This is a genomic window from Asaia bogorensis, assembly GCF_900465345.1.
Lineage (GTDB): Bacteria > Pseudomonadota > Alphaproteobacteria > Acetobacterales > Acetobacteraceae > Asaia > Asaia bogorensis_A.
On sequence record NZ_UEGO01000011.1, the window covers coordinates 46,166 to 66,092 of the forward strand.

17 protein-coding genes are annotated in these 19,927 nt (G+C 61.6%); 14 read left to right on the forward strand and 3 right to left on the reverse strand.

The genetic code is table 11. From position 1 onward, the window contains the following. The first annotated feature begins 14 nt into the window (after positions 1 to 14). The 6 genes from ED655_RS05250 to dld all read left to right on the forward strand — a co-directional run bounded on the left by ED655_RS05250 (position 15) and on the right by dld (position 6,254). Positions 15 to 800 carry a segregation and condensation protein A gene (locus tag ED655_RS05250; protein WP_122049337.1) on the forward strand — a complete coding sequence of 262 codons (786 nt, stop codon included), beginning with the start codon at positions 15 to 17 and terminating at the stop codon, positions 798 to 800. Further along, the gene (gene scpB, locus ED655_RS05255; RefSeq protein ID WP_240993511.1) at positions 800 to 1,531 is read left to right on the forward strand and encodes an SMC-Scp complex subunit ScpB; all 732 of its coding nucleotides are present in this window, start codon (positions 800 to 802) and stop codon (positions 1,529 to 1,531) included. Before ED655_RS05250 ends, scpB begins: the two co-directional genes overlap by 1 nt. A 50-nt stretch (positions 1,532 to 1,581) precedes the next feature. After that, positions 1,582 to 2,325 carry a Sec-independent protein translocase protein TatB gene (tatB, locus tag ED655_RS05260; protein WP_122049280.1) on the forward strand — a complete coding sequence of 248 codons (744 nt, stop codon included), beginning with the start codon at positions 1,582 to 1,584 and terminating at the stop codon, positions 2,323 to 2,325. After that, positions 2,307 to 3,101 (forward strand): twin-arginine translocase subunit TatC, encoded by a 795-nt coding sequence (gene tatC / locus ED655_RS05265; protein WP_023978650.1) that lies wholly within the window; start codon positions 2,307 to 2,309, stop codon positions 3,099 to 3,101. The genes tatB and tatC overlap by 19 nt, the downstream gene beginning before the upstream one ends. Positions 3,102 to 3,123: 22 nt before the next feature. Continuing rightward, positions 3,124 to 4,386 (forward strand): serine--tRNA ligase, encoded by a 1,263-nt coding sequence (gene serS / locus ED655_RS05270; RefSeq protein WP_122049281.1) that lies wholly within the window; start codon positions 3,124 to 3,126, stop codon positions 4,384 to 4,386. Positions 4,387 to 4,532: 146 nt separating this feature from the next. After that, on the forward strand, positions 4,533 to 6,254 hold the full coding sequence (gene dld, locus ED655_RS05275) for a D-lactate dehydrogenase (RefSeq protein WP_122049282.1): 1,722 nt from the start codon (positions 4,533 to 4,535) through the stop codon (positions 6,252 to 6,254). Positions 6,255 to 6,900: 646 nt separating this feature from the next. Here the strand turns inward: dld and ED655_RS05280 are convergent. Continuing rightward, positions 6,901 to 9,450 (reverse strand): helicase-related protein, encoded by a 2,550-nt coding sequence (locus ED655_RS05280; RefSeq protein ID WP_122049283.1) that lies wholly within the window; start codon positions 9,448 to 9,450, stop codon positions 6,901 to 6,903. A gap of 217 nt (positions 9,451 to 9,667) precedes the next feature. On the opposite strand from ED655_RS05280, the gene ED655_RS05285 reads away from it, so the two are divergent. From ED655_RS05285 to gorA, 3 genes are all read left to right on the forward strand, one after another. Beyond that, the gene (locus ED655_RS05285; protein ID WP_408735648.1) at positions 9,668 to 11,245 is read left to right on the forward strand and encodes a S10 family peptidase; all 1,578 of its coding nucleotides are present in this window, start codon (positions 9,668 to 9,670) and stop codon (positions 11,243 to 11,245) included. A gap of 118 nt (positions 11,246 to 11,363) precedes the next feature. Beyond that, positions 11,364 to 12,248 (forward strand): ferredoxin--NADP reductase, encoded by an 885-nt coding sequence (locus tag ED655_RS05290; RefSeq protein WP_122049284.1) that lies wholly within the window; start codon positions 11,364 to 11,366, stop codon positions 12,246 to 12,248. Between the two features lie 101 nt (positions 12,249 to 12,349). Further along, a complete protein-coding gene (gene gorA / locus ED655_RS05295) occupies positions 12,350 to 13,738 on the forward strand; it encodes a glutathione-disulfide reductase (protein ID WP_122049340.1) in 1,389 nt (462 codons plus the stop codon). A gap of 42 nt (positions 13,739 to 13,780) precedes the next feature. Here the strand turns inward: gorA and ED655_RS05300 are convergent, their stop codons facing one another. Further along, a complete protein-coding gene (locus ED655_RS05300; protein WP_122049285.1) occupies positions 13,781 to 14,611 on the reverse strand; it encodes an alpha/beta fold hydrolase in 831 nt (276 codons plus the stop codon). 261 nt (positions 14,612 to 14,872) lie between these two features. Beyond that, on the reverse strand, positions 14,873 to 15,259 hold the full coding sequence (locus tag ED655_RS15825; protein WP_023978146.1) for a hypothetical protein: 387 nt from the start codon (positions 15,257 to 15,259) through the stop codon (positions 14,873 to 14,875). 138 nt (positions 15,260 to 15,397) lie between these two features. Here ED655_RS15825 and alkB point away from each other — a divergent pair, with 138 nt between their 5' ends. The 5 genes from alkB to ED655_RS05330 all read left to right on the forward strand — a co-directional run bounded on the left by alkB (position 15,398) and on the right by ED655_RS05330 (position 19,858). Then, the gene (alkB, locus tag ED655_RS05310; RefSeq protein WP_346773209.1) at positions 15,398 to 16,045 is read left to right on the forward strand and encodes a DNA oxidative demethylase AlkB; all 648 of its coding nucleotides are present in this window, start codon (positions 15,398 to 15,400) and stop codon (positions 16,043 to 16,045) included. Between the two features lie 69 nt (positions 16,046 to 16,114). After that, complete coding sequence (locus ED655_RS05315) at positions 16,115 to 17,509, forward strand: class II 3-deoxy-7-phosphoheptulonate synthase (RefSeq protein WP_023978144.1); 1,395 nt, start codon at positions 16,115 to 16,117, stop codon at positions 17,507 to 17,509. Then, a complete protein-coding gene (locus tag ED655_RS05320) occupies positions 17,506 to 18,711 on the forward strand; it encodes a beta/alpha barrel domain-containing protein (RefSeq protein ID WP_240993512.1) in 1,206 nt (401 codons plus the stop codon). Before ED655_RS05315 ends, ED655_RS05320 begins: the two co-directional genes overlap by 4 nt. Beyond that, complete coding sequence (locus ED655_RS05325; protein WP_062164205.1) at positions 18,708 to 19,082, forward strand: hypothetical protein; 375 nt, start codon at positions 18,708 to 18,710, stop codon at positions 19,080 to 19,082. Before ED655_RS05320 ends, ED655_RS05325 begins: the two co-directional genes overlap by 4 nt. Then, the gene (locus ED655_RS05330; RefSeq protein WP_122049286.1) at positions 19,082 to 19,858 is read left to right on the forward strand and encodes a transcriptional initiation protein Tat; all 777 of its coding nucleotides are present in this window, start codon (positions 19,082 to 19,084) and stop codon (positions 19,856 to 19,858) included. The genes ED655_RS05325 and ED655_RS05330 overlap by 1 nt, the downstream gene beginning before the upstream one ends. Positions 19,859 to 19,927 lie beyond the last annotated feature (69 nt).

The window sequence follows — 19,927 nt, forward strand, 5'->3', positions numbered from 1 at the left end:
CCTTTTCTTCGGTCATGGTGGCGGGCGGCGCAGATCTAGAATCGGCGCCGCATCTCTCCCTGACCGGATTTGAGGGGCCGCTCGACCTGTTGCTCGATCTTGCCCGTGCCCAGAAGGTCGATCTGGCGCAGATCTCGATATTGCAACTGGTTGAGCAATATCTGGCTTTCGTTGAGGGCGCGCGGCAGATCAGGCTCGAACTGGCCGCGGACTGGCTGGTCATGGCAGCCTGGCTGACATGGCTTAAATCACGTCTGCTGCTCCCTGCCGAAAATGAGCCGGATGCGGAGGCTGAGGATGCCGCCGGATTACTTCAGGGCCGATTGCAGGAGCTGGAATCCATCAGGGCGCTGGCCGTATGGCTCGATGACCGACCCAGACTGGGCGAACATGTCTTTGCCCGTGGCTATGGCGAGGATATGACGCGTATCGATCGTTCAGGGCTGCGGGTGGATCTGATGGGGCTGATCGGCGCCTATCTGGCCATGACCCGCCGTCGTGGACGCAAACGTAGCTACGCGCCACCACGCCCGCGCTACTGGACCGTGACCGAAGCCGTTTCTGCCCTGCATCGCCTGTTGAATACGAGCGAGGTGGTGGGCTGGCAGAAACTGACATCGCTTTTGCCAGCGCAATCCGCCGCATCGCCTCGGGCACGGGCCGCCGCCATGGCCAGCGCCCTCGTGGCAGGGCTCGAAATGGCCAAGAGCGGCACAGTGGAATTGCGTCAGGAGAGCATTTTTGCCGAGATCATGCTTCGGGCCCCTCAGGGTGACTTTCAGGAAGTGACAGAAATCTGATGTCAGAACTCCCCATGCCCGGCTGGTCGACTTCTCCTGCGGATGCAGTGGAGCAGGCCGAAGATGTGTCGGTCGCCTCACAGACGGCTGGTTTCATCGCTCATCCGGATGCGGTCACTGACGCGCATCAGGCAGCGACGCATCGCGACCGCGCGATCGAGGCCGTGAACGCGCTCTCCCGTCTGGTCGAGGGACTGATTTTTGCCAGTGCCGAGCCCGTCACCGAAACGGCGCTGAAGCAGTTCGTGGTCTCGCAGGGGGCCGATGAGTCGCTTCTGGGGCCGGTTCTGGCCTGTATCGTGGCAAGATATGAGGATCATGCGGTCGAGCTGGTGTCGGTTGCGAGAGGCTGGCAGTTCCGGACCCGTCCGGAAATTGCCCCGGCACTGACACGCGTGGTGGAGAAACCGCGACGGCTGAGCCGTTCCGCGATGGAAACATTGGCGATCATCGCCTATCATCAGCCCTGCACCCGTGCCGATATCGAAGGCATACGCGGCGTCTCGCTGAGCCAGACCGTGCTTGATACCCTGATCGAGGATGGACTGATCATGCCCAAAGGGCGCAAGGAAGTACCGGGTCGCCCCATTTTATGGGGGACCTCGACGCATTTTCTGAGCAGTTTCGGGCTGAGTGATCTCGGGGCTCTGCCACGGCGTGAGGAATTGCTGCTCGATCCCGATGCTTCGGGACGTAATGATCGTATCGTGACCCAGAAGGGCGCGAGCTAGGCCGGGCGTGGTGCAAGAGCGGAGCCGGGTTTCTGAGATGAGTGGGGAAGATGTTCGATTTTAGCTGGTCGGAAATTGCGCTGATCGTTGTCGTGGCGCTGGTTTTCATCGGCCCCAAGGACATGCCGACCGCCATTCGCGCCGTCAGTCGGGGTATCAAGGCCGTACGTCGTATGGCGTCCGAGTTTCAGGGCCATGTGGATGAGATGATCCGCGAAGCCGATCTGGGGGAAGCCCGCGACCATCTGCGCGACCTGAAGCGCTTCGACTTCCGGGACCGTATTGCGCGCACGATCGACTCCGACAAGACGATCAGCAAGAGCCTCGACTTCACGCCGCCTCCGTCGCTTTCCTCTCCGGCCCACGGAACGGACAACGCGATCCCGGTCACGGGGCCTGGTGTTATAGAGACGCCTAATACCCATGCCTACGGGGCCGGTGAGGCCGAGGCCCACAGCCCGGCCAGGCCGGCCGAGGCCTTTGGTCCGACGATCCTGCCCCCGGCAACGGCGCGTCGCCTCCGGCATGAAGAGACGCTGTGGCATGCCCCGGCCGTCATTCCGCCCCTTCGGGTCATCCATAACGGGCGTCGTGTCGCGCTCGATCCGCCACCTGCTGCGCCTGCCTCGGTGCCTCCTGCATCGTCAAAGCCCGGCGATGTGATGAGCGATCATCCCGCTGCCGCGACCCCCGATCTTGCCCAAGCGCCCTATCCTGCCATGACCCCAGAGGTCTCAACGGCCCCGGCCCCTGCGCCGGGGGTGATCCTGCCTGAATGTCCGACAGCGCCATGACGAATAACGACTCCCTCGATGACAAGGCCATGCCGCTTCTCGACCACCTGATCGAGTTGCGCAGGCGGCTTATCTGGTCTCTGGTCGCGTTTATCGTCGCCTTCCTGCTCTGCTATCATTTTTCGGAGCAGATCTATCTGTTTCTTGCCGAGCCTCTGGCGAGGATCATGCGTCAGCAGGGCGAGCAGCCGCATCTGATCTATACGGCGCTGTCAGAAGCCTTTTTTACCTATGTGCGCGTGGCGGTGTTCGGCGCCGTGTTCCTGTCATTCCCGATTATCGCCATGCAGGCCTGGATCTTTATCGCACCGGGCCTGTATCGCAACGAGAAGCGGGCTTTTGCGCCCTTCCTGATTGCCACGCCGCTGATGTTCCTGCTTGGCGCGACCATGGCGTATTACTTTATCTTTCCCATAGCATGGCGCTTCTTCCTGTCGTTCCAGACGGCCCCGGCAGGCTCACAGGGGCTGCATATCGAGTTGCAGGCGAGGGTCTCGGATTATCTTTCTCTGGTCATGAAGCTGATCCTGGCCTTCGGTGCGGCTTTCGAACTGCCCGTCGTGCTGACGCTGCTGGCACGTGTGGGCATAGTAACCTCCAAGGGCCTGAAGAAATTCCGTCGCTATGCCATTGTCGGTGCAACGGTCATTGCCGCCATACTGGCCCCGCCCGATGTGATTACCCAGGTGGGCCTCGCCGTGCCGCTGATCTTTCTGTATGAAATCTCGATCTTTACGGCACGTCTCGTTGAGCCGCGCCCTGCGACGATCGACTGAAACCTGACAGGACTTTACTGACATGCATGACTTGCGCGCCCTTCGCGCCGACCCGGCTGGTTTTGATTCGGCTCTGGCCCGTCGCGGCCTGTCGCCTGTCGCCGGTGATCTGGTGCGACGCGATGAGGAGCGTCGTGCGGCCCTTCAGGTCCTTCAGGAGCAGCAGGCACAGCGCAAGGTTCTGGCCAGGGAAATCGGTCAGGGCAAGAAAGCCGGTCAGGATACCAGCGCCCTTGAGCAGAAGGCTGTCGAACTGCGCGATCATATCGCGGCGCTCGAAGCCAGCGCCTCGACAATCGAGAGCGAGATCAGTGCCACGCTGGCCGGTCTGCCCAACCGTCTCGATGAAACCGTGCCGGAAGGGCGCGATGAGGAGGCCAATCAGGTTGTTCACCAATGGGGCGAGGTGCCTGTCTTTGATTTCGAGCCCAAGCAGCATTTCGAACTTGGCGAACAGCTGGGGCTGATGGATTTCCCGACAGCCGCCAAGCTTTCAGGGGCCCGTTTCACGGTGCTGCGCGGGGCGCTGGCGCGGCTGGAGCGCGCGCTCGGGCAGTACATGCTCGATACCCACACGCAGGAATTCGGCTATAGCGAGACCATCGTGCCGCTTCTGGTCAATGATGCGGCCATGTACGGCACCGACAAGCTGCCCAAATTCGCCGAGGATTCCTTTCAGACCACGGATGGTCGCTGGCTGATCCCGACCGCAGAGGTGCCCCTTACGGCCAGTGTCGCAGGTGAGATCCTTGAGGCGAAGGCGCTGCCATTGCGTATGACGGCGCTTTCAAGCTGTTTCCGTTCCGAGGCCGGGTCGGCCGGGCGTGACGTGCGTGGCATGTTGCGGCAGCACCAGTTCAGCAAGGTCGAGCTGGTGTCCGTTACGACGCCTGAGGCCAGCGCTGATGAGCATGAGCGCATGACGCGCTGTGCAGAAACCATTCTGGAGCGGCTGAATATCCCCTATCGCCGTATGCTGCTCTGCGCCGGAGATACCGGGTTCGGTGCTGCCAAGACATTCGATCTCGAAGGCTGGTTGCCCGGCCAGAAGGCCTGGCGCGAAATCTCTTCCTGCTCCAACACGCGCGATTTTCAGGCACGCCGCATGAATGCGCGCTACCGCACCGAGAACGGTCCGGCTTTTGTGAACACCCTCAACGGGTCTGGTCTGGCAGTGGGGCGCACGTTGATTGCCGTCATGGAAAACGGCCAGACGGCCGATGGGGCGATCGAGATCCCCGAGGTGTTGCACCCCTATATGGGCGGGATGACCCGCATCGGCTGAAGACTGCATTCGATGGGACGCGCATCCGATGGCACGGCAAAGCCAGTCTGTCGGATCAGGTCGCATCGTCGCCGTGCGGGTGAGCGCCTGCCTGACACGCCCGTAAAAAGGGCGTCGTGACTGACATTGCGAGAAGGAAGACCCTCATGCGTCTGACCGAACCGACCCTTCATGCCGACAGACTTCTTGTGCTGTTGCGTCAGATCGTCGGCACGCCGCATGTGCTTGTCGCGCCCCATGCGACAGCGCCCTATACCAAGGGGTTCAGGTTCGGATCGGGCAAGGTGAGGGCGGTCATCCGGCCACGGACGCTGGTGGAATTCTGGCGTGTGGCCGAGCTTTGCGTAGCGGCTGACCAGATCATGATCGTGCAGGCGGCCAATACCGGGCTGACCGGGGGCTCGACGCCAGACGGCGACGCGTATGATCGCCCCGTCATCCTGATCAACACCCGTCGTCTGCGCGGCATGCATCTGCTTGATGGTGGCCGACAGGTGATCTGCCTGCCCGGCACAACCCTGCACAAGCTCGAAACCACCCTCGCGCGTCATGGGCGTGAGCCCCACTCGGTTATTGGCTCATCCTGCATCGGGGCCTCGGTACTGGGGGGGATCAGCAATAATTCAGGGGGCGCGCTGGTGCAGCGCGGCCCGGCTTATACCGAGATGGCCCTGTATGGTCGCGTCACGGCAGAGGGACAACTCGAGCTCGTCAACCATCTGGGCGTGAAGCTGGATGCTGACCCCATCAAGGCGCTGGCCCGTCTGGAAAGTGGCGCCTTCACACGCGACGAGATCGAATGGACCGGCCGGAAAGGGCATGATGACGGCTATATCGCGCATGTGCGCGATGTGGAGGCCCAGACACCTGCGCGATTCAACCAGGATGAGCGCCGTCTGTTCGAGGCCTCTGGTTGCGCGGGCAAGCTGATCGTCTTTGCTGTGCGCGTGGACAGCTTTCCGGCCGAGGTCGATTCGCGCGTGTTCTATATCGGCACGAACTGCACCGACAAGCTGGAGGATCTGCGCCGCCATCTGCTGACGGCCTATGACACGCTGCCGATCGCCGGTGAGTACATGCACCGCAATGCCTTTCGTATCGCCGAGGCCTATGGGCGCGATACGGTGGCCCTCATACGCTACGCAGGCACCAGAAATATTCCGCGTCTCTTTGCGGCCAAGGCCTGGCTGGATGACTGGCTTGGTCAGTGGAAATGGCTGCCTGCGCACCTGACCGACAAGGTCATGCAGAAGCTGGGGCGTCTGTTACCCCAGCAGATTCCAGAGCGTATGCTCGCCTTCGAGGCGCGATTCGAGCACCATCTCATGCTGCGCGTTTCGGCAGATCTGGCCCCCAGGGTCGAGGCGCATTTGCGCGATACGTTCGCGACAGAAGGAACAGACTGGTTCGCCTGCACACCCGATGAGGGCAAGCGTGCCTTTCTGCATCGGTTTGCGGCAGCCGGTGCGGCGCTGCGTTATCGCGCGGTGCATGATCATGAGGTGGGGGAGATTGTTGCCCTTGATGTTGCGCTGCGACGGAACGACAGGGAATGGTCCGAAACCTTGCCCGTAGCATTCGATGCCCGGATTTTGGAGAAGCTCTATTACGGGCATTTTCTCTGCCACGTGATGCATCAGGATTACGTTCTGAAGCCGGGGGAGTCAGCGGAAGCGACCGAGCATGAAATGCTCAGGCTGCTGGACCAGAGAGGGGCCCGCTATCCTGCGGAACATAATCTCGGTCATCTCTATGAGGGCGATGACGCCCTGTTTGCCCATTACCGGGATCTGGACCCTTGTAACTGTCTCAATCCCGGTATTGGAAGGTCGACAAAGAAGCGAAACTGGAAAGCAGAAAGTATCTGAGGAGAGTAGAACGGGTGGCCCTGCGCAAGACCTGTCAAAGCAAGGTGGCGTAGGGCCGAGGCGCACCTTTACGGTGGGCCAACCCCTTTATATTTGGCATCTGCAGAGAAAGCCCTGATCGAGATCATAGTTTTCGACGAAAATGTGCTTACGGAAAAACCAGACGACATATCTGTATTCCTTCTTCACATGGCGCACGATGCGCACTATTTTGCGTTGGCCGAGTTTTACTTCAATCAACCGGAGTAATTTCCGGAGAATTACTTGAAGCAACCTCGGTTGCCGCAAAGAAACGCTAGCGCGGTTTTTGTGAAGAATGGAAGAACTTTTTGCGTCGACCACGCGAAAAAACCATGTGTCGCGCCAGGAACCGAGGCGATGATCTGGATAAGTCTATGTTTTGACTGGATTTTCTTGCTCATAGCGAGGCTGGGCGACTCGTCAAATCTGGCCCATTACAGCGCCCGCCCAGCCGTTTCGCATGGTGCTGACGCCAGCTCGGCAGAGATGCAGGCACCAGCGACAGGGAGGGGACGCGCACACGCGATCTTACGCAGCCATCCTACCACGCCCCTCTTCCGGGCATGCTTTGCCACCCTGCCGGGGCGCAGCGAGACGACACGGGATAAAAAGCGATTGCGGCGTGTCATCCGCGGCCGCGACCACCCTTGCCGCCCTTGCGTGGGCCGCCCGCTCCCTTGAAACGCTTGCCGGAGGGCGATCCACCGGGGGAGCGCTCACCCGATTCGCTTCTGCCGCCATCGCGCCCGGCGCCGTCACGACGCGCATCGCTTCTGGATGACGGGGGGCGGCCGGGGCCGGAATAGCCTCCGCCGGACCGGTCACCCAATCCTTTCCCGCCGCCGCGCCTGCCGGGCATGGCGCGTTTCTGGTGTTCGCGCTCGCGGCTTTGCTGGCGAAGCACCGCCTCGATCCAGTCATTCAGCGCCGTCGTGTTGTCCTCGGCTGCCTGCTTGTCGGTATAGGCATCGGCAAAGCGCAGCGAGAGCCAGCGCCACGCCACGAGGCGCTTATGCCGTTTCTCGGCGCGCTCGAGTTCCTCGCGCCCGGCCTGTGAGGGCTGGACCAGACGCCCTGTGCCGGGGGGCGGCACCCGCCGACCCGCCGCATGATCGCTGGCCCAGCCGACCAGTCGCGAAATGCCATTATCGCGCTCATCGATGGGGCACATGGCGTAGACCCAGCGCTGCGTGAGGGAGAGCCCCTCCACACCTTCCAGGGCTGAGGCAATCTCGAAGGCCTGATCCATATCGGCCAGACGGTAATTCGGGTCATCGGCGCGCAGCACGGCGCGCTTGATGCGCACCAGCACACCGTAAAGGCTGTCGGTCTCGATTTCCTCAGCCACAGCGCGCACGATATCGGCATCCGGCTGCACGAGGGGGCGCAGTTCCGTGATGGGCTCGGGCGGTGCGGCAAGCATCTTGCGGATATGGGCCGGTGTGCCGGCCTCGCCCAGCACGGCGACGACGCCGTTTTCGTGATGGCCGTAGCGCCCGGCGCGACCGCCAATCTGCTTGATTTCCTGAGCGGTCAGGTCTCGCGTCTGCTTGCCGTCATATTTGCGCAGCGCACTGAACACCACGCGCTTGATGGACAGGTTGAGTCCCATGCCAATGGCATCGGTTGCGACAAGGATTTCGGCCTCGCCATTATTGAAGCGCGCGGCTTCGGCACGACGCACCTCAGGGCTGAGCGCGCCATAGACTACGGCCACACGCTTGCCGAGCGTCAGAAGCTCGGCGCGCAGATCCAGCACCTCGCGTCGTGAGAAGGCAATGAGCGCGTCACCCGCCTCCAGATCGCGCAGGCGCAAAGGTGCGCTGGCGGCGCGGAGCGGCGATTTACGCTCAAGGCTGATTTCATCCAGCGGATCATCGCAAAGCTCGGCAATACGCCTGATGAGGGGGATGCAATCGGGGGCGCCCAGAATATACAGATGACGCGCCGGTACACCCATGATGGCAGCCGTCCAGGCCGCGCCGCGATCGGGGTCCATCAGCATTTGCGCTTCATCGATCAGCGCGACATCGACCGGGTTGTGAAAGGGGCACATCTCGACTGTTGCGGCCAGATGGCGGGCACCGGGGAAATCGATGCGCTCTTCACCCGTGGCGAGCGAAGCCGGAACTCCGCGGGACAACAGGGACTCGCGAAACTCATGGGCCAGAAGGCGCAGAGGGGCGAGGGCGAGGCCACTCTCGGCATTGGCCAGCGCATTGAGCGCGGTGTAGGATTTGCCTGAATTGGTCGGGCCGGTCACCAGCGTGATACGGCGCTTGAGCGAGCGTGCCGTGCGAAAATGCGCGACATAGCGATCAAGCGCGGCCACACGGGCGATGACAGCATTGCCGACCTTGCGTCCGGCGAGTGCTGGCGTGCCTTTCTCGCCTCCGCGCCATTCCGCCAGCTGCGAACGCAGGCGCTTGAGGATTTCGGGATCGAACTCGAATTTTTCAGTGCCGTCGGGCTGCGGGGTACGGCGTGTGACGGGCAGGCGGTTTTCGGCAATCCAGCGCAGCGCCTCGCGCGGGGTGCAATGCAGGATGGCGGGCACCTGATCGAACCCGACGAGGCTTTCTTCCCATGCCTTGAGGCGCTCGTTTTCCCGCTTGCGCCGGGCCTCGGCACGCGCCTCAATCCGCTCTTCCTCTTCGCGTCGCGCCTTTTCACTCGCGATCAGCTCGGCCTCGAAGCCGGTATCCTCCACTCCGAAGGCCGCGGCGATGATCTGCGCCAGCCGATCGATCTGTCCGCCCGAGAGGAAGGTACCCGCATCGGTCAGGTCGGCCTGCACCGCTTCAAGCACATCGCGCGGCGTATGCCCCATATCGCGAAAACGTGCGGCCAGCGTATCTGCCAGCGTGGCACGGAGCAGCTCTGGCGTAGCCCGCGGGTCGTGCACGCGACTCACTGCATCGAGCATGTCTGCCTTGCTGATCCAGAGCTCGCCCGCGCGGCGGGTGAGGTTCATCAGCTGTGCGGCCCAGTCCTTGCGGCGCACATCGCATATCAGGCGCTCATATTCGGAGGCGAGGATGGTGTTCGTCCCCGGCACGAGGCTTCGTGCGATCAGTTTGAGCAGGCGCGGCTCTTCCTTGGGGGAGGGCGAGAGGCCGGTTTCCTCGATCGCAACAGAGAGCGCGTGATCGGCGGGGGAGAGTGCTGAGTCCATGAATCCGTTTGTGCGTTATGACACGGTTTGCTGCAACGGGAGACTTGCGGCCATGGGCGTTTCGCTTTCCTATACGCAACCGGAACGATACGCCGCGGCGTATTTTTTTGAGACGTGACACAAGGAGAACCCGGTGCGGTTCAAGCAAGCTCCGAAAATTTCTGCCCTTTTCGCTCTGACGGCTTTGATGGGCGGCACGGCCCTCGCAGCGCCGGACATGCCGCCGCCGCATGTGGGCCCGCCACCCCCGCCGCCCGGCCCCGATGGTGGCCCCGGCGAGGTGCATGGTCCTGCCTTTCTGATGAAGCCACAGCATGTTCTGAGCGATGGCAGCGTGACCATTCGCGGGCAGGCTGTTCCCTATCAGGCAGAGTCTGGCACGCTCATCGTTCATCCTGAGGGCTGGGACGATGCCAATCCCGATCCGAAAGCCCCGCAGGCTGTCGCCTCCATTTTCTACGTCGCCTATTTCAAGAAGGGCGCACATCCGGAAAACCGTCCCATCACCTTCGTCTATAATGGTGGGCCGGGGTCTGCGACGGTCTGGCTGCATATGGGGGCACTTGGCCCTAAGCGTGTTGTCACATCGGATGACGTCCACACCCCTGCTGCGCCCTATAAGCTGGTGGATAACGACGACTCACTTCTGGATTCGACGGATCTCGTCTTTATCGATGCACCGGGCACGGGTTTTGGCCGCGTGATCGGCAAGGATCGTGACAAGGCCTTTTACGGCACTGACCCCGATGCTGCTGCGTTCACCGATTTCATCGCGCAGTTTCTGGCGCGTCACGGGCGCTACAACTCACCCAAATACCTGTTTGGCGAAAGCTATGGCACGACGCGTTCCGCCATCATCGCCAATGCCCTGGCCAATGAGAAAGGGATCGACCTCAATGGTGTAATCCTGCTTTCCCAGATCCTGAATTACGGCAATTCCATCGATCGTGCGCAGGGTAACCCGAGCAACGACCAGCCTTATGTGCTGGGCCTGCCGAGCTTTGCCGCGACAGCCTGGTATCATCACAAGCTGCCCGACCAGCCTGCCGATCTGAAGGCGTTTCTGGCCGAGGTCGAGCATTTTGCGCTCACCGACTACACCTCTGCCCTGCAGGATGGCACCGGCATCAGCGATGAGAAGCTCAAGGCCACGGCCGAAAAGCTGCATCGCTATACGGGCCTGCCGGTCGATTATCTGATCAAGGCCGATCTGCGCGTGAATGGCGGCGAGTTTGCCAAGACGCTGCTGGGTGATGAGGGGCAGGATACGGGTCGCCTCGATAGCCGCTTTTCGGGCCCGAGCCTCGACCCGCTGGCCCAGCGCCCGGCCTATGATCCGCAATCGGCCGCCATGGAATCGGCCTATGTGGCGGCGTTCAACGATTACGCACGCAAGACGCTGCATTACGGGGCCGATCCGTCCTTCGGCGATGGGTATATGGAATATCGCGTCAGCGCCCATAGCATCGGCAAGTGGAGCTTCACCCATAAGCAGCCCGATCAGCGCGGTCCGGCCCGTGGCGAGCCCAATGTGCTGCCGGATCTGGCGATGGCGATGAAAACAAACCCCTCGCTACAGGTCATGCTCAATCAGGGTTATTACGATCTCGGCACGCCCTATTTCGAGGGTGTGTATGAAATGCGCCATCTGCCGATCCCGCGCGCGCTCGCGAAAAACATCGAGATCAAGCAATATGCGTCGGGTCATATGGTCTATGCCCATCTGCCCGCGTTGAAGGAAATGCACGATAACGTTTCGCAGTTTATTGCAAGGACGCATCCGAAATCGTCGTAATAATTTAGAACAGGCGCGGCTGTGGGGTTTCCAAACGGCGGAAGGATGATCTAGAAATTTCGCCACTTTGGGCGGTGTCAGACCGCCCGCCCCCTGCAAGCATGCGAAAGAGTGCCTGATGAACGCGCCTGTCTCCCTGCCTATGCCTACCATTGCCGAGCCCCTGTCCGGGCTCCTGCCCGTTGAGGGGCATCCGGGCCAGTATCGTCTGGCGCCCCCCAGCAAGGAATACGGGCATCTCCAGGCATGCGAAGTGCTGAGCGTCCATCACTGGACCGACCGTCTCTTCACCTTCACCTGCACGCGCGATCCGGGTCTGCGCTTCGAGAATGGCCAGTTCACGATGATCGGCATCGAGGTTGAGGGCAAGCCGCTGCTGCGCGCCTACTCCATCGCCTCGGCCAATTACGAGGAAGAGCTGGAATTCCTGTCCATTGCGGTGGAAGATGGCCCGCTGACCTCGCGTTTGCGCCATGTGAAGGTGGGTGACACCGTGCTTGTCGGTCGCAAGCCGGTAGGCACCTTGCTGCTCGATAATCTGCGTCCGGGCCGTAACCTCTATTTCCTCTCGACGGGTACGGGTCTTGCCCCGTTCATGAGCCTGATCGAGGACCCGGAATGCTACGAGCGTTATGAGAATGTCGTGCTGAGCCATACCGTTCGTGTTTCGGGCGAACTGGCCTACATGAACCACATCCGCCATGACCTGCCGAACCACGAATTTCTTGGCGAGTATGTGTCCAAGCAGCTGAAATACTATCCGGCCGTTACCCGTGAAGACTTCGCTGTGACTGATCGCATCACCACGCTGATCGAAAACGGCAAGATCTTCGAGGATCTAGGTCTGCCGAAGCTCGATCCCGAGCATGACCGCGTGATGATCTGCGGCTCGCCGGAAATGCTGGCCGATACGGAAAAGCTGCTGCTTTCCATGGGCTTTGACGAAGGCAATATGAGCAATCAGGGCTCCTATGTCGTCGAGAAGGCCTTTGCGGAACGCTAAGCCCTCCCACCCCGTTCTGAAGGGGCGCAGAACAGAATACTGAACATACCATGCGCGGCCGGGAGATTTTCCGGCCGCGTTTGATTTTGGGGAGAGGCTTGATGCCGGATTTCGATGTTTTCGTGATTGGTGCAGGCTCGGGCGGGGTACGGTTTGCCCGTATCGCGGCCCAGAACGGTGCGAAGGTGGCGATTGCCGAAAGCCGCCACTGGGGCGGGACCTGTGTGAATTTGGGCTGCGTGCCCAAGAAGCTCATGGTCTATGCGTCAGAAGGGGCCGAAGCCGCTGAGGATGCGCGGGCTTATGGCTGGGACGTGCAGCTGGGGGCTCATGACTGGTCACGGTTCATCGCGGCCAAGGACAAGGAAATCGAAAGGCTCGATGGCATCTACAAGTCGATGCTGGGCAAGGCCGGAGTCGAGCTGTTTGTCGGGCGCGCCAGACTGATCGACGCCAACACGATCGAGATCGGGCCCGGGCCTCTGGACGAGCAGGCCGAGCCGCGACGGGTGACAGCAAAGCGCATCGTGATCGCCACAGGTGGCCGCCCCACACGTCCGCCGATCGAGGGTGCCGAGCACGCCATCATTTCTGATGAGGCCTTTCACCTCAAGGCCCGCCCGGAGCGGATCTGCATCATCGGGGGCGGGTATATCGGTATCGAGTTTGCTGGCATCTTCGCGGGGCTTGGCTCGAAAGTCGATCTCGTGTTCAGGCAGGATCTGCCCCTGCGCGGCTTCGACCGCGAATTGCGCGAGAAGCTGCATGAGGCGTTGCCTCATCATGGTATCGCTGTTCATGCAGGCCAGAGCCCCGAACGGATCGAGAAGCTGGGCGAGGGGCATTATCGCGTCAGCCTCGGCAATGGCGAGACGATCGAGACCGATTGCGTGTTTTTCGCCACCGGACGCAAGCCCAATATCGACGGCCTGGGTCTGGACGGTGTTGGGGTGGCGGTCAAGGATGGCGCCATTGCCGTGGACGACCAATCCGCCACGAATGTGGAAAATATCTATGCCATTGGTGATGTCACGGACCGGATCAACCTGACTCCTGTCGCTATCGCCGAGGGGCATATCCTGGCAGAAGCGCTCTATACCGGCCGCGCCAGAAGCTGGTCGTTCGAGACCACCCCCAAGGCGGTCTTCTTCTCTGAGCCGCTCGCAAGTGTCGGCCTGACCGAGGAGGAGGCAGCGGAAAAGGCGGATATCGAGGTGTTTACAGCGTCTTTCCGTCCGCTACGTCAGACACTGATCGGCCGCGAACGCAAGGCCTTCATGAAGTTGGTGGTCGAGCGTGAGAGCCAGAAGGTGGTCGGCGCGCATATGATGGGCGACGCCTCTGCGGAAATGATGCAGGGCATTGCGATTGCCATCACGGCCGGGCTGAAGAAGATCGATTTCGACTGCACGATCGGTATTCATCCCACCACGGCGGAAGAGTTCGTGACGATGCGCAGCCCGACGCGTCAGGTTGCCCGCAAAGGGTGACGCGTCGAACCCTCTCCGGGGAAACCGGAGAGGGGAGTGATGTCAGATGCCGGTGCTGGTCAGAAAGGCCAGAAGGTCGCGGTTGAGCGCATCGGCGTCAGTGGCAAACAGGCCATGAGGGGCGCTGTCATATTCTACATAGCGGGCATGGGGGAGCGCCTCGCTCACGCGTTTGCCCGTCAATTCGTAAGGCACTGTCTTGTCGCCAGTACCGTGAACCACCAGCGTCGGCACCGTGAAGGCTGCGAGATCAGGGCGGAAATCGGTTCGGCTGAATGAGTCGATGCAGTCGAGCGTGGCATTGGGGCTGGCCATGATGCCGAGCGTGAAGCTCCAGTCGATTAGCGCCTGACTGACCGGCTTGCGGATCATGCTGACCCCGTAGAAGCCCTTGAGGAACTCTGCCAGAAAATGGAAACGGTCCCGCCGGATCTGGGCCTTGAAATCGGCAAAGACATCCACCGGTACGCCATCCGGGTTGCTCTGATCCTGCAGCAGATAGGGCACGACCGATGAAATGAGCGCAACGCCAGCCAGGCGCGAAGGGCCATAGCTGCTCAGATAGCGCGCCACTTCGCCACCACCCATTGAGAACCCGACGAGGGTGAGATCGCGCAGATCGAGATGATCGATCAGTTCGGCAAGATCACCGGTGAGCGTATCGTAATCATAGCCGCCAAAAGGATGGCTGGATTGGCCAAAGCCCCGACGGTCATAGGTGATAACCCTGTATCCGGCCTCCAGCAGGGCAAGGGTCTGATATTCCCACATATCGCCTGTCAGAGGCCAGCCATGAACCAGCAATACGGGTCGGCCTTTGCCCATATCCTTGAAGTGAAGGCTGTTGCCGTCGCGTAGTTTCAATGAAGGCATGGTCCCTGTCCTCTGCATTGGGCCTGTCGGCGCGGCACCCGCAACGGGGCCATGTCCAGGCGATTGGCATGGAGGAAAGAACAGGGCGTCCGGTCTGAAGTTCCGGAGCCGTCAGCAAGCGTCACGCGACGGTGAGGCCTAGGTTTTCATGAGGTATGCAGGTGGGGCGTTCGGCCCCGCCTTGACCGCAGAAGGTTCAGGCGGCCTTCCGCGGAAATGTCATCCGGCTGCCTGAGTTGTCGCAGCCGGAAGGGGGTCGTATCAGCGCGGCGCGACCCAGCCATTGCCGGTGGCGTCGCCAAGCTGGCCGCTCTGGACCGGGCTGGAATTGGAATAGGCCGAGCCGAACTTGCTCAGATCGGCACCGGTGACAGCGTCACGCTGCACGTTGTCAGCGTGGTCAGGGTCCGGGCCGTGCTTGAATTCGGTGCTTGGCGTTTCCTGATAGCCGGGGGGCAGGGAGTGGCGCCCCTTGGCGGTCAGGTGTTCGCCCTTGCCGTGATATTCCACACCGGTGTCGTTGCTGTTGTTCTGCGGCGCATGAGCCTCGTTGGGGGCATTTTGTCCGGTAAACTGCGCAAAGGCGGTTCCGGCAGGCAGAACAAACAGAGTGGCGGCCAGAAAGGCGCCGCGACGGAGCTTTGCCATGAAAGCTTTCCCTTGCAGTTTCGTCCCGCTGCGGTCGCCGCACAGGAGTGGTGGTTGCCATTTCGGAATTTGGCCCGATCTCTGGCGCAGATACTTTTTTCAAGTAGTTCGTGAGACCAGAGGCGGCAAGAGCCTATTATGATGGACGATCTCTTCTCGGCAGCCAGACAGCCTGCGCTTCTGGCACCCGGCGCCCTATTCCTGCCGGGCGCCGCGCAGGCCATGCAGGCCAGGCTGATGCGACAGCTGCACGAAATCACGCTGCAAGCACCCCTGCGTCGCCTCGAGACGCCGGGTGGTCGGCGTTTTTCGGTCGAGATGACAAATTGTGGCGCGCTGGGCTGGCATTCCGACAGGGCTGGATATCGTTACGAGTCCCGAGACCCCCTGAGTGGTGCGGCGTGGCCGGAGATGCCGGATAACTGGCTCGAACTGGCCCGGATCATGGCAGAGCAGGCGGACCATCCTGGCTTTGTGCCCCAGACCTGTCTGATCAACTGTTATGCGCCCGGTGCACGCATGGGGCTTCATCAGGACCGCGACGAGACGGCGCTGGAAAGTCCGATCGTATCGGTCTCGCTCGGTGTGGCTGCACAATTTCTCTTTGGTGGGCTGGAGCGCACGGCCCCGACACGCAAGCTTTCGCTCCTGAGCGGAGATGTCGTGGTATGGGGTGGTCCGTCGCGTCTGTTCTATCACGGGATCGCCCCGCTGAAGCCGGGCCACCATGAATTGACAGGAGACCGGCGCTGGAATCTGACGTTTCGCCGGGTGCGGGCGTGCTAGCCCCTAGCCGGATCGGCCATTCCGTTTCATAGTGAGAACCCTTTTTTTCGGCTCAAGGAAAATACTCTCATGCACCCGAACCGCGAATCCGCTGTGCACGCCGGCTGGACGCCGTCGAGCTGGCGGTCGCACCCCATTCGTCAGGCTCCGCATTATCTGGATGCAGCCGCGCTCGACTCTGTCGAAGCCCGTCTGCGGCGATATCCGCCCCTGGTGTTTGCGGGCGAGACGCGGCGCCTGAAGAGCCAGCTTGCCAAGGCAGCGCGTGGCGAGGCCTTTGTGCTTCAGGGCGGGGCATGTGCCGAGAGCTTCAACGAGTTCACCGCTGATATCGTGCGCGATACGTTCCGTGTGCTGCTGCAGATGGCCGTCGTGCTGACCTTCGGTGCCAAGGTGCCGGTGATCAAGATCGGGCGTATGGCCGGGCAATATGCCAAGCCGCGTTCCTCCGATACCGAGACGCAGAACGGCGTGACCTTGCCCTGCTACCGCGGCGACATCATCAACGGCCCGGAATTCACCGAGGCGGCGCGAATCCCCGATCCGGCGCGTATGGAAACGGGATATTTCCAGTCTGTTGGCGTGATGAACCTGCTGCGTGCCTTTGCATCGGGTGGCTATGCCAACCTGCATCAGGTGCATCGCTGGAATCTCGGCTTCGTCAAGCGCTCGCCACTGGCCGAACGCTATCAGGACCTTGCCCAGCGCATTGATGAGACCCTGTCCTTCATGGGGGCATGTGGCTTCAACCAGAGCGCGCCGCAGATCAACGAGACCGAGTTCTACACCTCGCATGAGGCGCTTTTGCTGCCTTATGAGCAGGCCCTGACGCGCATCGATAGCCTGAGCGAGAACTGGTACGATTGCTCGGCCCATTTTCTGTGGATTGGCGACCGGACACGCCAGCCCGATGGAGCGCATGTGGAGTTCCTGCGCGGCGTGGGCAATCCGATCGGCATCAAGGTCGGCCCCACCACCACGCTGGAAGATCTCGAGAAGCTGCTCGATATCCTCAACCCGAAGGACGAGGCCGGTCGCATCACGCTCATTTCCCGCATGGGCGCCAGCAAGGTGGGTGATTTCCTGCCGCCGCTGCTCGACAAGGTGCGTGGCTCTGGCCGCACCGTGACATGGCTGTGCGACCCGATGCATGGCAATACCATCGCAACGGCAGACAAGATCAAGACCCGCTCCTTCGACTCGATTCTTGGCGAGGTGAAGGGCTTCTTCTCGGTATTCCAGCAGGCTGGGCTGCGCCCCGGCGGCATCCATATCGAGATGACCGGGCAGGACGTGACTGAGTGTGTGGGCGGTGCCCATCGTCTGACGGAAGCTGACCTTGCTGGGCGTTACGAGACGTTCTGTGATCCGCGCCTCAATGCCGAGCAGTCGCTTGAGATGGCGTTCCTGCTGGCCGAGGAACTGACAGGTCACTTCCGCGATCACGGGGCGTTGCGGGAATGACGCCCCCCAAGGTCGATGAGGGGCGCGCTGCACTCGATGCAGCGCTAAGCCCGAAACTCGCTCTGACACCCGGCGAGATTGCCGGGCGGACAGACGCCTATTTCAACCGGACGCAGAAGATCGTCTCGCATTTTGGCGAGTGTCAGGTCACCTACGCGCTGTTCATACGCCGCCCTGTCATCGCAGCCCACGGGCTGATGGTCGCGTGGCTCGAGAATGTCGCGCGTGAGCAGGGTTTTTCGGTCGAGATCGAGACGATCTACCCTGAGGGAAGCTGGGTTGGCGCGGGCGAGCCGCTACTTTATCTGACCGGGCCCTTTACCCGCATGGCCCCCCTCGAAACCCTTCTGCTGCAAAAGCTCGGCTCAGCCTGCGTCGCGGCCCATAATGCCTATCAGATGGCGCTGGCCCTGCCGGATGCAGCGTTCATGGCCATGGAGGCCCGTCACTGCGCCGGATTCGAGATGCAGGAGATGATGGGCTATGCCGCCTCGATCGGCTCACGCGCTGCCCGACGCGAGGGCGCTAAGGGCTTCGTCGGTTGCGCCAATGATGTTACGGCGGCTTTCTTCGGCCAGGATCATGGACTGGGCACCATGCCTCATGCCCTGATCGGTTATGCGGGCTCGACGCTGCGTGCCGCGGAAATGTATCGCGAGGTCTATCCTGACGACCCTCTCGTGGTGCTGGTCGATTATTTCGGGCAGGAAATCACCGATGCGCTCGCAGTGTGCCGTCGCTTCCCCGAGCTGGCGGCGCAGGGGCGAATCAGCGTGCGTCTCGATACGCATGGCGGGCGCTTCATTGAAGGGCTCGACCCCCAATCGTCCTACGCCGTGCTGGAGCGTCATACGCCCGGTACGATACGGCGCTACCGTTCCGATAACGAGCTGAAGGATCTGGTCGGCACGGGCGTGTCGGCCGCCGCCATCTGGTGGATGCGCGAGCAGCTCAATGCCGCTGGTTTCCCCGAGGTGCGGATCATCGTTTCGTCGGGATTTGGCCTGCAGAAATGCATGACCATGCGTGATTCCCATGCCCCGCTCGATGTGGTCGGAACAGGCTCGTTCATTCCGGTCAAATGGAACGAAACTTACGCCACGGCCGATATCGTGGCTTATGACGGTGAAAAGCGGGTGAAAGTCGGACGCGAGTTCCTCCTGCAGAGAATCCGGTCCAGAGAGAAGGAGAGCGAAGCATGAGCAGCTCTGAAGCAGAACCCGATCGCGGCTGGTTCGTCCGTATTCTCGATAATTCGGGCGGTGCGGAAGAAGGCATCGTGGAGGAAGTGAAAGACTTTCAGGACCTCGCCCACGCCAATGCCTACGCACGTGCCTATGTGCGCGACAGCGTCGAGCGCTGCCGCGTTGGCGGGGCCGCAGGGCGTGAAGTGCTCGAAGCCTGGTTCTCGTTCGGTGAGGACGCCATTGTCGTCGAGGCCGGAGATGATGGCTGGAAGTCTGCATCGGAACTTGAGGATTTCGCTGCCAACCCTGCCACGCCCATGGAGCGTGACTGGCGCACCCTCGATCCCCGTCGTCTTGTGGAGGATGACGAGGAGGTCGAGCTCTGATGCCGATGAACCGACGTCAGATTCTGGCCGGCCTGTCAGCTGGCCCTGTGCTTGCGGCTCTTTCACGCGCCGCATTGGCACGGGGGACGAGTTCAGCGGTCGTCCCTCAGCCGCCATCGCCCCAGACCAGCCTGCCTGCGCTGAGCCGTCAGCTTCAGGCCGTACCGCGCCGGCGTCAGTTCACTACGCTGCCGCGCCTGCTGGATCATCCCGATCTGTGGGACGATGTCGCTTTCGAAGCCCTTCGGGCCTATCGCAGCGAAGAGCGCATGATCGGGACCGGGACGTCGCTTTCAGGCAACTGGCCCATCGAGGCGCAGAACCTGCTGAACAGCGAGATTTTCTCCTTCGGTCACCCCGAGGCCCTGCTTGTCATGGCGTTGTGGAGTGAGGCGCAGCTGGCCCTTTACGGTGACGAGGCCTGGTCGCGTTATGGCCTGTCACGTCTGACGTCGTCGGGCCAGTCGGTACTGCCGCTCAGGCAGGTCACCACAGGGTATTCTCGCCATCATCAGGATGAGCAAGGCGTTTACGGGGCGGCTGGACGCAGTATTCCGGCCTTGCAGGCCCGTGGCGTTGTGTTCCTTGCCTGCCATAATGCTGTGTGGGCCCATGCCGGGCGTCTGCTCGCTTTGGGTGCCGTGGCCGGTAATCCGGGACAGGAACAGCTTGCGGCAACGCTGACGAACCATCTCGATCCGCGTGCCATCGTGACCCCTAGCGCACTTGGTGCACTCGCCGAATTGCAGCGGGCGGGGTTCTCCCGGGTTTTCTGAACGCACCGCTTTTCGGACTCACGCATATTTCTGATGGCGATACCGTGCGCGGGCTATGGAAAATTGCCC

Coding starts and splice junctions, on each gene's coding strand:
- ED655_RS05250 (WP_122049337.1), top strand. CDS start 15: ATGGTGGCGGGCGGCGCAGATCTAGAATCGGCGCCGCATCTCTCCCTG.
- scpB (WP_240993511.1), top strand. CDS start 800: ATGTCAGAACTCCCCATGCCCGGCTGGTCGACTTCTCCTGCGGATGCA.
- tatB (WP_122049280.1), top strand. CDS start 1,582: ATGTTCGATTTTAGCTGGTCGGAAATTGCGCTGATCGTTGTCGTGGCG.
- tatC (WP_023978650.1), top strand. CDS start 2,307: ATGTCCGACAGCGCCATGACGAATAACGACTCCCTCGATGACAAGGCC.
- serS (WP_122049281.1), top strand. CDS start 3,124: ATGCATGACTTGCGCGCCCTTCGCGCCGACCCGGCTGGTTTTGATTCG.
- dld (WP_122049282.1), top strand. CDS start 4,533: ATGCGTCTGACCGAACCGACCCTTCATGCCGACAGACTTCTTGTGCTG.
- ED655_RS05280 (WP_122049283.1), bottom strand. CDS start 9,450: ATGGACTCAGCACTCTCCCCCGCCGATCACGCGCTCTCTGTTGCGATC.
- ED655_RS05285 (WP_408735648.1), top strand. CDS start 9,668: ATGCCGCCGCCGCATGTGGGCCCGCCACCCCCGCCGCCCGGCCCCGAT.
- ED655_RS05290 (WP_122049284.1), top strand. CDS start 11,364: ATGAACGCGCCTGTCTCCCTGCCTATGCCTACCATTGCCGAGCCCCTG.
- gorA (WP_122049340.1), top strand. CDS start 12,350: ATGCCGGATTTCGATGTTTTCGTGATTGGTGCAGGCTCGGGCGGGGTA.
- ED655_RS05300 (WP_122049285.1), bottom strand. CDS start 14,611: ATGCCTTCATTGAAACTACGCGACGGCAACAGCCTTCACTTCAAGGAT.
- ED655_RS15825 (WP_023978146.1), bottom strand. CDS start 15,259: ATGGCAAAGCTCCGTCGCGGCGCCTTTCTGGCCGCCACTCTGTTTGTT.
- alkB (WP_346773209.1), top strand. CDS start 15,398: ATGATGGACGATCTCTTCTCGGCAGCCAGACAGCCTGCGCTTCTGGCA.
- ED655_RS05315 (WP_023978144.1), top strand. CDS start 16,115: ATGCACCCGAACCGCGAATCCGCTGTGCACGCCGGCTGGACGCCGTCG.
- ED655_RS05320 (WP_240993512.1), top strand. CDS start 17,506: ATGACGCCCCCCAAGGTCGATGAGGGGCGCGCTGCACTCGATGCAGCG.
- ED655_RS05325 (WP_062164205.1), top strand. CDS start 18,708: ATGAGCAGCTCTGAAGCAGAACCCGATCGCGGCTGGTTCGTCCGTATT.
- ED655_RS05330 (WP_122049286.1), top strand. CDS start 19,082: ATGCCGATGAACCGACGTCAGATTCTGGCCGGCCTGTCAGCTGGCCCT.